Consider the following 12,217-nt stretch of genomic DNA (forward strand, 5'->3'; position numbering starts at 1 on the left):
GGCTTCCCCTGATTCACCGCAGCACCGGTTCGCTGTCATTTTCTCTATTTCTGCCGGAAACGGTCAGAAGCCGTTCCATAGGCAATCTCGTGTATTTCATTCTTATAAGGTTCAAACTCTTCTTTTGTCACAGGTTTTCCATAACTCATCACCCACAGCGGAATGGGATGGTCCTCCTCCTTCAGCGGAAGCTGCATATAGGGGAACGTATTGATGAAAAAGCCCAGTCGTTCATAAAAACCGGCCCGCCTTCCCGTCATCGGGTCTTTCTCCGTCACGGGTTCAATCTCCAGAAACACGGGTTTGTCCGTCTCGGCAAGGCATTCCTCCACCAACTGCTTTCCATACCCTTTTCCCCTGCATCGCTCCGTGGTAGCCAGATGTTCCAAAAACAGACAGCCGGGCAGTTCCCAATAGCTCACAAACGCCAGCATACTGCCGTCTTCCTCCTTAATCCTGACACGGTGGCGCGGATGACTTAAAATGTCTCTCTGCTGCTCCCTAGTCCTCCGCTCCTTACTGGGGAAGGACTCTTCATAGATACGGTAGTACTCCTCGAAGCGGGACTGTGGTTCTTTCAATAGCATGATATCTCTCCTGTTCCTGTTTTGTAACTAACAGTGTACCATTTTTCCTGAAAGTTTTCAACGGGGGCTTCTGACAGAAGATTTTACAGGATTTCTGCGGCCTTAACCGGGTCCGGACCTCTTCTTTCATGTATACCACAGTTCCGGAGGAAATGGAAATTCAAGAAAGACGCTGTGAAACGTAGTGTACTCTCTACCTTTCCCAGCGTCTCTATCGCAATCGCTTCCGAATTTACGTATCCAGAAATTCTTTCATAATCTCCCCGCGGATTTCCAGGAATGCGGAATCGGTACGATCCCTTGGAAATGGCAGGTTTACAGGTACAATCTTCTTTACAACACCCGGATTTTTCCCCATAATCACAACCCGGTTGCTTAAGTAGATCGCCTCGTCGATATCGTGCGTGACGATCATCATCGTCGTCTTGTCCTGCTCCCATATGCGCAGCACTTCCTGCTGCATGGCCATACGGGTAAATGCATCCAGCGCGCCGAATGGTTCATCCAAAAGAAGCAGCTGAGGCCTTGTGGCGAGCGCGCGGGCGATGCTGACACGCTGCTGCATGCCGCCGGAAAGCTGGTTCGGCACGGCGTTTGTAAACTCGGTCAGCCCTACCAGTTTAATGTAATAATCCACCATTTTCTTTTTCTCGGTCCTCGGCACAGTATCGGATATTACAAACTCGATGTTCTGCTCTACGGTCAGCCAGGGAAAAAGCCTTGCCTCCTGGAATATCATGCTGCATTTGGGAGATGGCCCGTTTACCGGCTCCCCATCCAGTAAGATCTCGCCGGAGCTGATCGTCTCCAGAGTGGTGATCAGCTTTAACAGCGTGCTTTTTCCACATCCGCTGGCTCCGACTATGGCCAGCAGCTCCCCTTTTTTAACCGTTAAATCGACGCCTGCGAGCACCTCGAATTTCTGCCCCCTGATAAAGAAATTCTTATGCAGGCCATTGATCTCAAGAATATTTGTGTTCTCTGCCATGGTATATCCGCCCTCCTTATTTGCTGTCGATAATGCCGCGGGTCTTTGCCAGATAATAGTGTTCCAGCCGGGTCAGGCCCTTGTCGATGATCAGGCCGATCACGCCGATGACCAGCACGCACATGTACATGACGCGGGCATTTGCCGTCTCGCGGGACAGGGTGATTAAATAACCGATTCCGGTGGAGGAAGCGATCATTTCTGCGGCAACCACACTCATCCACGCATTGCTCATTCCAAGCCGGAGGCCTGTGAGAATGGCGGGGATGGAGGAGGGAACGATGATCCTTAAAATAGTTTTTGAGGTCCGTATCCGGTATGTGTAGGCCACTTCCAACAGCTTGTTGTCCACGGTCTGAATTCCGTGCATGGTATTGAGCAGCACCGGCCAGAAGGAGCCGAAAGCGATAATTGCAACCTTAGACGAGAATCCGATACCAGCTAACAGGATCACAATCGGGACCAGCGCGATGGTCGGAATCGGGCGGAGTACGCTGACGATACCGTTTAAGGCTGCGCTCACCGGCTTAAACAACCCCATCAGAAATCCCACTGCCACGCCGCACATCGCGCCGATCACATAACCGCACGCCACACGGCCGAAGCTGACACTTAAGTTTTTCCAGAGCTTTCCTGATTCGATATAGGACAGAAATGTCTTCGCAATCGTCAGGGGAGCCGGTACAAGAGAAGCCTTCACCAGTCCGTGAGTTGACGCATACTGCCAGATAAGAATCACCAGGATGGGAAATACAATGGCGATTACCGGCAGTATTTTATTTTGTCTTGCGCTGTTTTGGGTTTTGAGATTGAACATTCGTAAACTTCCTTTCCATATATTTGTAACTGTTCAGCCGTGCATCTTCTTGTTTTCGAAAAGCACGAAAACAAGAAGCCCGGGCGTTCCGCCCTATGTCAGTTTACACAGAAAAGTACTTATACAAGCAAGCTTGTAACATACTTTTCCGAGCAAACCGCCGCACGGCTGAACAGTTACATATATTCCGATGTACGGCAAAACCGGCGGACCATCCAGTCAGACGGACAGCCGCCGGTTTTAATGCCATTTACCGGTAACCGGCCATTTCCAGATATTTCAGTTCCAGAATATCGTCCATGGTGATATCCGGATTGGATAACAGATCATTGCTCTTCATGAATTCCAGCACCTCGCCCAACACGCGCAGATCCTGTTCCGTCAAGTTGATGCCGAAATTAGAGCCGCTGTACATGGTGGAAAACCAGGTTTCCTCCCGCTGGGTGATTTCCGCCAGTGTGGTAAATGCTTTTTTCTGATTATCTTCGCTCTCCGCCATCCAGTCATCCACGCGCTGAACCACCTTCAGGACCTTGGCCGTGATTTCCGGGTATTTCTCACAGAATTCCGTACGTCCCACAAATGCACTGATCTGGCAGGTCTCGCTGACAGCTCCGTCAGCCAGTACATGTACGTCACCGGCATCGATCATAGAACTGAATTTTGCCAGCTGGTCGGCCGCACCCTGTACTTCACCGGAAGCGAGAAGAGTTACCGTATCGTTCGTGTTGACCAGTTCGATGTCATCCTCGGAAAGTCCGAGAGAATGTAAGTATGTCAAAAGCAGGTAGTGGGCGCTGGTGCCGACGGATACGGCGACCTTAGCCCCCTTGAGTCCCTCCGCGTCCGTAATATCTTTGCCCGCCACCAGCGGATACATCGTTTCCGTATCGCAGTTGCGGCCGATAATCTTATAACCGTAGTCAGCGGAGATACCCGCGATCGCCGCCTGTTCGCCGAACTCTGCGAAATCCAGATCACCGGAAGCGAACGCCTCGGAGATGGCCGGACCGTTCTGGAAGTAATCCATCGTAAAGGTCACGTTGCTTCCCTCAAATTCTTCCTGCAAATATCCCAGATTGTAAGCCAGATTTAATGGAAACTGGCTGTTGATGTCCCCCAGATGAATCTCAATCGGATCGCCGTCGTATACGTAGTCATCGATGGACGACTTCGCCTTCGTTGTGTCTGCTTCTGCGGAAGCCGTCGTCTGCGGAGCCGTGTCCCTGCCAGTTCCGGACGAGCACCCGAACAGGGCTGCTGCCATACAGATTGACAGTCCGATAGATAATACTTTTTTCATGTTGCGTTCCTCCTCTTTTTGTGCGTTTGGTGGTGGCTGTACAGCCAGGTCAGTTACAGTTTGAGCAGCTTTGCTGCATTATTGTAAAAGAAATCCGGCTTTACGGATTCTTTTAAGCCGCAGTTTTCGTAAAACCTGGCTGTATCCATGATGTTGAGGATGGGATAGGCCGTGCCGAACAGCATCTGGTGCTTCATCAGCGTATTGGCCGCTTTAATATAATCCCCGCTTCCCGCTCCGGTTAATCCGTACATATCCGGAACAATGTAAATATTAGGTGAGTTAAATGCCATGGCCATCACCTCTAAGTGCCATGGCCAACCTCCATGGCCCACAATGATCTTCAAATCCGGAAAATGGTGCAGCACACTCCCCAACTGGCGTACCGTGTCCGGATCAACCACCGGCAGAAGCTTGGCGCTGTAGCTCACAAACAGGGCCAGATCCTCTTTTTCGAGTTTTTCATACATGGGAAATGCGATCGGATCATCGAAGGCATAGGGCTTCGGCTGATAGGTCGGCTCTATGCTCACTCCCCGGATATCCCACCGGTCTCTGCATCGGTCGATCTCGTAAAGAGCCTCATCCCCGTCGGTCGGATCGATGTAGGGAAAGATCATAAAACGTCCGGGATATTTCGCTGTAAGCGGAAACATTCCCTCGCTGACCACTCCCAGATTCTTTCTTCCGGGAACGACTGAGATCTCAATGTCTGCCAGATCCATTTCTTTTACAAACTGCTCCAGATTTCCCGTGCGCTGTGATTCGGAGACGGTCATATCGAATGCGTCTGCGAGTCGTGCAAAATGCGCCTGTTCGTTCTGGAACATGGTCAGATAATTTCCGTAGGGCGGGCGTACCCTGAAATCAATTTTCTTATACACGTTTGTACTCCTATACAAATATTCATATTAATTTTGCTTTACTTAGTATATAATAAAGGAAATGAAAAAAATATGAGATTTCTCATATTTTGGTGAATTTTAGGAGGTGCGAAATGAAGAGTGCAGAGAGCACTGCCGTGACGGACAGGATACTTAAGGAGCATGAGTTTGAGAGCCATTTTTCCTTTGATATCCGTCCTCATGTCCGTGTCACAGAGTATGAAAAGGGCGAATATATTATCCGCAACACCGATCAGCTGGCGAGGATTCTCTACCTGGTTTCTGGGACGGCGAAGCTGTATGGCTTCCATAAAAATGGCCGGCAGTCGCTGATTAATTTTTTTACGCCGTTCAGCCTCTTCGGCGTACCGGAGCTGTTTGAGGAGAACAAACGCCCCTATCCCCTGGTGGCACAGACGAGATGCCGCTTTATCGAGATCGATACAAAGGGCTGCCGCGCCGGACTTCTGCAGGATGCACAGTTTCTGAGGTTCTGCTGCAGCATGGCCTTAAAACAGAATGTGGCCCAGAACCGCAAATACATGAGCCTGACCGCCTATCCCAGCCGCAACAATTTTGCCGCCTGTCTCCTCCTTCTCCAGAACGGCGGACTGCTGTCTGTGAAATACACAGAGATAGCGGAGTACTTAACGATCTCCTACCGCCACCTGATGCATCTAATCTCCACCATGTGTGAGGAACAGATTCTGGAGCGTGTACCAAAGGGCGTCCGAATCCTGGACTGGGATAAGGTACGGGAGCTGGCGGAGGAGATACGGGAGGAGGAATAGATGGGGATGAAGACAAAGGCTTAAAGACGATTGATATATATTAAAAAGGCGGCTCACGAATTATAGATCGTGAGACCGCTCTTTTTATAATAAGTATTAATAAAGTCGCTAATGCGTCATTTTATGGTATTGATTTTATAACATTTTATTTGATGTCATTCATTCACTGATACTATTTTACCGTAATTCTTCCCTGGCCGTGCGGGTCGCCGTAATCAGCGCCTACATTGCCGCCTAAGTTTGTATTGATATATGCGGAAAGAATGTCCACATCCGTCATGACCTCGTCCCTTGTGATATTCGCACCTGCGAACATGGTCATTCCGTCACCGCCGGATTTCAGCATGTAGTTATGGGAAGCGACCGTATATGTCTTGTTTACATCCAGAGCTTCCGCCCCTACCTTGATATCGGTCACGCGGTAAGCGCCGCCAACTTTTATAAAGTTCCCCTTATCATCGGTCTGAACCGTAGTCGGAACAGACGTATCGATGGTATAGGATAGTCCTGATACCTGAAGGAAGCCGCCGTTTTCATCCGGGCAGTTTCTGGAAGCCATCTCCAGAGCGTCCTTAATCTGCTGACCCTTCACTTCCACTACACATCCCATGTTGCCGTATGGGAATACTGCCAGTGTATCGTTATATGTAATATTGCCTGCCGCTATGTTGGCACGGATGCCCCCGCCGTTGGATAATCCGATATCGGCGCCCAGTACGTAGCGGTATGCATCAGCAGTCAGATCGCCCAGGTTCGTCTCGGCGCTTCGCACTGCGCGTTCTCCCGTCGCAGGATCGTTGACGGTCAAGTCCACGTCACTATGCCCCAGAACTGCTTTTAACGTCTCATTGTACTGCGCCTGAATTCCTTTGATGAACTGATCGGTGTCATAGTCCACATTTTTCCCGTCCTCCGTGACGGCACTTCCGCCTGGAAGAGTGAGCTGCATGCCGATCGTCAGCATATCAGGATTTTTAATCTTATCTCTGTTGGCATCGTAAATCTCTCTCCAGCGGTTATAGGATCCCAGTTCTCTCTTTGCAATTCTGCTTAAGGAATCCCCGGATTTCACCGTATACGCCCTCGAAGCGCCTCCTGCCTCTACCTTGGAGATCAGTTCTGTCGTGATTGTTCCGTCTTTTTTGATCGTCATCTTTCCGATATCCTGAAGCTTCGTACCAGTCTGCGTAAGCGTGATATCTTTTCCGTCCTTGTTCTTCACAACCTTAGAGGGAACCGTCTCATGAGAGTGGCCGTCGATCACAGCATCAATCCCGTTGGTATTCTTAATGACGCTGTCAGATGACCAGCGCTCGGTGGTTCCGTTTTCTCCCAGATGGCCGACGAGAATGACGTAATTGGCTCCATCCGCTCTGGCCGCGTCCACGCTGGACTGAATCCGGTCATAGAGCTTCTGTCCGCTCTCATCCTCACAGAAACTGTAGATATAGTTTCCGTTTGCATCCTGGAAATACGCCGGAGTGGATTTCGTAAAGCTTTCCGGTGTGCTGGCGCCTACGAGGGCAACCTTCGTATCTCCGTATGTCATCATCTTGTACGGGGCGAATACGGTCTGTCCTGTGCGCAGATCCAGGAAGTTACAGGAATAGTAGCCGCAGTTCAGTTTCCCCGCCAGTTCCAGGAAACGGGGCATACCGTAATCGAATTCATGGTTTCCAGGTATGGCGAAGTCATAGCCAACCTTATTCATGATATCGATTAAGTAGCCTCCATCGGAAAGCGTTCCGATGGGCGCGCCCTGAATGGCATCGCCGGCGTCCACGAGGACAACGTACGGTGTCTGCTCAAGCATCTGCTTCTTATAAAGCGCCAGCCCTGCATATCCGATGTTGTCATCAACGCCGCAGTGGACATCGTTGGTATACAGCACAACGATATCGTGGTCTGCCGCCGCCGCAGTAAACGACATGCCAGTGGCCAGGGACAGCACCATCAGCAGCGTGAGCCACAGAGACAGAAACCTTCTTTTTCCGCTTCTTTTCATTTCTTAAAGCCTCCTTTTTTACATTTTTTACCTTTAAGTTTATTATAACAGATAAATGTAAAATAAGGGTATTGTTTTCCTGTTTTTTTCTTATATTAGTGAAATAAGCTGACGGAATGACAAACAACAGCCCGCATCCTGGCGCCATTTCCGGCGCGAGATGCGGGCTGTCTGTATCTGTCTCTATTTCTTTTTATTCTTCTGTCTCTGCGATCTCAATGTACAGCTCTTCCAGCTGTTTTGGATCAACCGGCGCCGGTGCTTCTGACATCATGCAGGAAGCGTCCTTCACCTTAGGGAATGCGATTACGTCACGGATGCTGTCAGCACCTACCATGAGCATGACCACACGGTCGAGGCCGTAAGCCAGACCTGCGTGAGGCGGTACTCCGTATTTAAATGCGTCAAGCAGGAATCCGAACTGCTCCTGTGCCTGCTCCGGGGTGAAGCCCAGTACTTCGAACATCTTGGACTGGATGTCTCCCTGATGGATACGGACAGAGCCGCCGCCCATCTCGGTACCATTTAATACAATATCGTAGGCTTTTGCACGCACTGCGCCCGGATCGCTGTCGATTAAATGCCAGTCCTCGTCCATCGGCATGGTAAATGGATGGTGCATGGCAACGAAACGTCCCTGTTCCTCGGAATACTCAAGAAGCGGGAATTCCGTTACCCATAAGAACTTGAAGTCGTCCTTCTTCAGTAAATCCTGCTGCTTGGCCAGCTCAAGTCTTAAGTTTCCTAATACATCGAATACCACTTTATCTCTGTCAGCCGCAAAGAGGAGTAAGTCTCCCGGCTTTCCTTCCATGGCTTCCACTAATGCGTGAAGCTCATCCTCTGTCATGAATTTTGCAAAGGAGGACTTGTAAGTTCCATCCTCAGCTATGGCAATGTAAGCCAGTCCCTTTGCACCGAAGCCCTTTGCGAATTCCACCAGGGCGTCGATCTTCTTACGAGGCATGGCTCCCTGGCCGTCTGCATTGATACCGCGCACGGAACCGCCTGCTTCCAGGGCATTTTTAAATACTGCAAACTCGGAACCACGAACCACATCGGACACGTTCTTTAATTCCATGCCAAAACGCATATCAGGCTTATCGGAACCGAAGCGGTCCATCGCCTCGCGCCATGTCATTCTGGGAATTGGAAGTTCCAGATCAAAATTACAGATTTCCTTAAATAATCTCTTTAACAGTCTCTCATTTACCTCAAGGACGTCTTCCACGTCCACGAAGGACAGCTCCATATCGATCTGTGTAAATTCCGGCTGTCTGTCGGCGCGTAAGTCTTCATCACGGTAGCATCTGGCCAGCTGGAAATACCGGTCATAGCCGGAACACATGAGCAGCTGCTTATATAACTGCGGGGACTGCGGAAGCGCATAGAAGGCTCCCGGATGAACACGGCTCGGTACGAGATAATCTCGTGCGCCTTCCGGTGTGCTCTTAATCAAGGTAGGAGTCTCAATCTCGAAGAAGCCTTCCTCTGCCAGAAATGCTCTCGTGATGATCGCGACCTGGCTTCTGACCATAATATTTCTCTGAATATCAGGTCTTCTCAAATCAAGATAACGGTATTTTAAACGAAGTTCTTCCTTCGTCTTGCTGTTCTCCTCAATCGGAAATGGCGGTGTCTCTGATTCGGAAAGAACGCGAAGACTCTCTGCTCTGACCTCAATGTCACCGGTTGCCAGATTTTCGTTCACTCCGCCTGCACGCTTCTCCACGTGTCCGGTTACCGCAATTACGAATTCGCTTCTCAGCTTCTCAGCCTTTGCAAAATTCTCAGCGCCGCAGTCACTCTCCTCGAAGATAATCTGCAGAATACCGGAACGGTCTCTTAAATCCACGAAAATAATTCCGCCTTTATTTCTGCTCTTCTGCACCCAGCCCATAACGGTGACGGTCTCACCGGCATTGCTGCTCGTTACCTCTGTACATCTATGGGATCTTTTCAGTCCCAGCATTGATTCTGCCATAATGTTCCTCCAACTTAATCGTAATATTATTTCAAAGCTTCCCTGTAAAATTCCTTAAATTCGGTATAGCCTTCCTTCTGTAAATTCTCCTTCTGGAACTTCTTGTTCTTGTTCATCTGAGATACGAGAACGCAGACACCCTTTGCACGCTCGTCCATGGCCTCCTGAATAGCCGCTGTCATCACATCGGCACTGACGCCCTTTTCGATCAGAAATGCCTTCTTCTCCGTACTTCCCGGAACGGTAAAGCCCTCTTCCATCAGGATGGTAATGATTCTCTCGAAACCGATGGAGAAGCCGCAGGCCGGTGTCTCCATGCCGGTAAATTTGCCGATCATCTTATCGTAGCGGCCGCCGCCGCCAACAGATCCCGGGAACCCATCCACCTGAATCTCATAGATTGTGCCGGTGTAGTAGGACATTCCGCGCACCAGGGTCGGATCGAATATAATATCGAACTGACTGGTAGCGATACTGTTTACACTGTCCATAATGGCTGCCAGATTCTCTGTCATCTCGGGATCCATTACGTCTTTTAATGTCTCGCCGAGAGAACGTACCCCCGCCGCATCCGGTGTCACCGAACCGAACAGGGCTAAATACTGATCGATCTTCTCTTTCTCATAACCGGCTTCTAAAAGCTCGGCCGCAACGCCTTCCATGCCGATCTTATCCATCTTATCCAGAATGATAAACACCTGGTCAAAGGATTCCTCCGGGAAACCACAGTAGGACGCCATTCCCTTTAAGATATTTCTGTCATTGATGCGGACATGGTAACCCTTAAAGCCGACTTTGCCAAGAAGCGTGGTAGTTGCGAGAATCAATTCGATTTCAGCCAGTCTGGTCGGATCGCCCAAAATATCAATATCACACTGAACAAACTGACGGAATCTGCCTCTCTGAGGCTTGTCCGCCCTCCATACGCTGCCCATCTGAAGCGCCTTAAACGGCACTGGAAGCGTCGCCGCATTATTGGAGTAATAGCGGCATAACGGTACGGTTAAATCGTAGCGAAGACCGCTGTCTGCCAGATCGTTCTCCGTCTCCGCGGTGTCGAGGCGCAGCTTGTCTCCGCGCTTCATAATCTTGAAAATCAGTTTTTCATTATCGCCGCCCTGCTTGCTGGTCAGGTTTTCAATATGTTCCACACACGGGGTCTCGATGGAATTAAATCCAAATCCACCGTATGTCTCACGAATCTGATTCATTACATATTCCCGTACCGCCATCTCTGCGGGCAGGATATCTTTCATGCCGGTAACCGGTTTCTTTTTCAGTGCCATACGTCTCACTCCGTTATCATTTTATTCATTTCTTCCCTGTATTTCGCCGCTTTCGCGGGAATAACACGTCTTCTCTCTATTTTACTGGTCTTTTTTAGTTTTGCAAGCGATTTTTGAAATTTTTCTTCTTATATTCATAGATACGCTGCTGCAACCCAGTATTTTGAACACAGAACAGCCACTTATGCGCCGGATAAGGCATTTTCCCGTTGATTCTTGAGCGAAAGCTGACTGGTTCTTCCGTTTTTCTATTCATATACAAAAATATGCCCCTAAGACGATCATTTTATTTGAATCATCATCTTTAGGGGCATATTATTAGGATTTATGGTAGTTCTGCAGCAGTTTTGTCACCAGTTCCGGCATTCGGCATTTCTACATCTTCTTATTTTCCGTTTCCGGTCTCTGGTATTTCTGTCTTCTCTTCGTCGCCTTTTCCGGCTTCCGGTACGTGGCTTCCGGTGTTTCTATTTTCTCACCGTCGCCCTTTTTCCCGGACATGTCGATTCCTATGGCGATATAAACGGCCTGCTTTACAATACGGCCCTCGCTGCGCACATGGAAGTGGATTGCATCCAGGAAGACCACGGCATAGACCTCCTCTAATGGTCTTTCCTGCCATTCTTTCACTATGGGCAGTATCTTATCCGTAATCCGGCTGATAGTGCTGTCCGAGATGTCGATATCGTATAGTTCCCGCATATGGCTTTCAATATCGCCCGTGGTCATTCCCTTTGCATACATAGAAATGATTTTTTCTTCCATATCCTGGGAATGTCGATTTCCATGTCGCCATAACTGGTATGCATCGTTTTTGGGGAATGGCCATTCCGGCTGTTGTCCATATCCTTGTTGTGGTAATCATACTTGGAGTAACCCAGTTCCTCATTCATTTCTTCGTCCAGGGTACCTTCCAGTATCACGCTCATCATATCCCGCATAAGGGCGTTGGCATCGGTTCCGTCTTTAATCTTGACGTTGTTCTGCTTTAAGTAACTGCTCATGAGTTCGCGCATTGCTGCTTTTTGTGGGGAATCATTTTTTCCTGCCATAATAAAACCTCCAAACTGAGTAATTCTATCTTACATCAGTTTAGAGGTTTACACAATCTTTGGGATTCTCCCTCAAGGGCCGCTTTCGCTACCTCTAAAAAACAATCAATAGCGAAAGCAGCCGCACATTTTTGACTGCGTGTCAACACTTTTAGGATATATTTTTTAAAAAATTGGTTAGACCCTCAATACGCAATCTAACCTTGTAACTTAACGAACTGACATTGACCTCTGAACAGTAACCTATTTACATTTATTTTATTGTTAAAATTTTTACATAAGATTACATTTTATTCTCCTTCACTTCTCCACAGGCGGTCTTCATGCCGGAATCGCCTGATGGCTGAGTCTTGAAATCATCCGGCATGTCATGAATGACTACTGTCCTGCCGGCAATGGTTTCCGGGTAGAAACGGTCGGTGTAGAACATCATCATGGCAAAAACTTTCACCCATTAGAGTGCGCCCATGGTGCACAAGCAAAAAGCTGCAGGAAGTTCCCCTTCTGCAGCTTTTCTAAT

At 49.0% G+C, this 12,217-nt stretch carries 9 protein-coding genes and 2 pseudogenes; 1 reads left to right on the forward strand and 10 read right to left on the reverse strand.

All coding sequences use genetic code 11. The features are described from left to right. Positions 1 to 44 precede the first annotated feature (44 nt). The 5 genes from M1L66_RS26480 to M1L66_RS26500 form a co-directional block, all read right to left on the reverse strand. Positions 45 to 587, reverse strand: a complete 543-nt coding sequence (locus tag M1L66_RS26480) for a GNAT family N-acetyltransferase (protein WP_187019693.1) — start codon at positions 585 to 587, stop codon at positions 45 to 47. A 232-nt stretch (positions 588 to 819) separates the two neighbouring features. Then, on the reverse strand, positions 820 to 1,575 hold the full coding sequence (locus tag M1L66_RS26485; protein ID WP_187019694.1) for an ABC transporter ATP-binding protein: 756 nt from the start codon (positions 1,573 to 1,575) through the stop codon (positions 820 to 822). Between the two features lie 16 nt (positions 1,576 to 1,591). Next, complete coding sequence (locus M1L66_RS26490; protein ID WP_187019695.1) at positions 1,592 to 2,392, reverse strand: ABC transporter permease; 801 nt, start codon at positions 2,390 to 2,392, stop codon at positions 1,592 to 1,594. 250 nt (positions 2,393 to 2,642) lie between these two features. Further along, positions 2,643 to 3,695, reverse strand: a complete 1,053-nt coding sequence (locus M1L66_RS26495; RefSeq protein ID WP_187019696.1) for an ABC transporter substrate-binding protein — start codon at positions 3,693 to 3,695, stop codon at positions 2,643 to 2,645. 53 nt (positions 3,696 to 3,748) lie between these two features. Beyond that, entirely contained in the window at positions 3,749 to 4,579 is an 831-nt protein-coding gene (locus tag M1L66_RS26500; RefSeq protein ID WP_434688832.1) for an amidohydrolase family protein, read from the reverse strand. 113 nt (positions 4,580 to 4,692) lie between these two features. Here M1L66_RS26500 and M1L66_RS26505 point away from each other — a divergent pair, with 113 nt between their 5' ends. Continuing rightward, entirely contained in the window at positions 4,693 to 5,370 is a 678-nt protein-coding gene (locus M1L66_RS26505; protein ID WP_434688833.1) for a cyclic nucleotide-binding domain-containing protein, read from the forward strand. Between the two features lie 172 nt (positions 5,371 to 5,542). On the opposite strand, the gene M1L66_RS26510 is transcribed toward M1L66_RS26505, so the two are convergent. From M1L66_RS26510 to M1L66_RS26530, 5 genes and pseudogenes are all read right to left on the reverse strand, one after another. After that, a complete protein-coding gene (locus M1L66_RS26510; protein WP_434688834.1) occupies positions 5,543 to 7,375 on the reverse strand; it encodes a 5'-nucleotidase C-terminal domain-containing protein in 1,833 nt (610 codons plus the stop codon). 193 nt (positions 7,376 to 7,568) lie between these two features. Beyond that, entirely contained in the window at positions 7,569 to 9,359 is a 1,791-nt protein-coding gene (gene aspS / locus M1L66_RS26515) for an aspartate--tRNA ligase (protein WP_002602177.1), read from the reverse strand. Positions 9,360 to 9,385: 26 nt separating this feature from the next. Beyond that, the gene (gene hisS / locus M1L66_RS26520) at positions 9,386 to 10,645 is read right to left on the reverse strand and encodes a histidine--tRNA ligase (protein ID WP_187019699.1); all 1,260 of its coding nucleotides are present in this window, start codon (positions 10,643 to 10,645) and stop codon (positions 9,386 to 9,388) included. Between the two features lie 486 nt (positions 10,646 to 11,131). Continuing rightward, positions 11,132 to 11,697 (reverse strand): annotated as a pseudogene (locus tag M1L66_RS26525) (transposase); the annotation flags it as partial. Positions 11,698 to 11,980: 283 nt separating this feature from the next. Beyond that, a pseudogene (locus M1L66_RS26530) lies at positions 11,981 to 12,136 on the reverse strand (superoxide dismutase family protein); the annotation flags it as partial. Positions 12,137 to 12,217: the final 81 nt, after the last annotated feature.

Source organism: Hungatella sp. SB206 (genome assembly GCF_051132295.1).
GTDB lineage: Bacteria > Bacillota > Clostridia > Lachnospirales > Lachnospiraceae > Hungatella > Hungatella effluvii.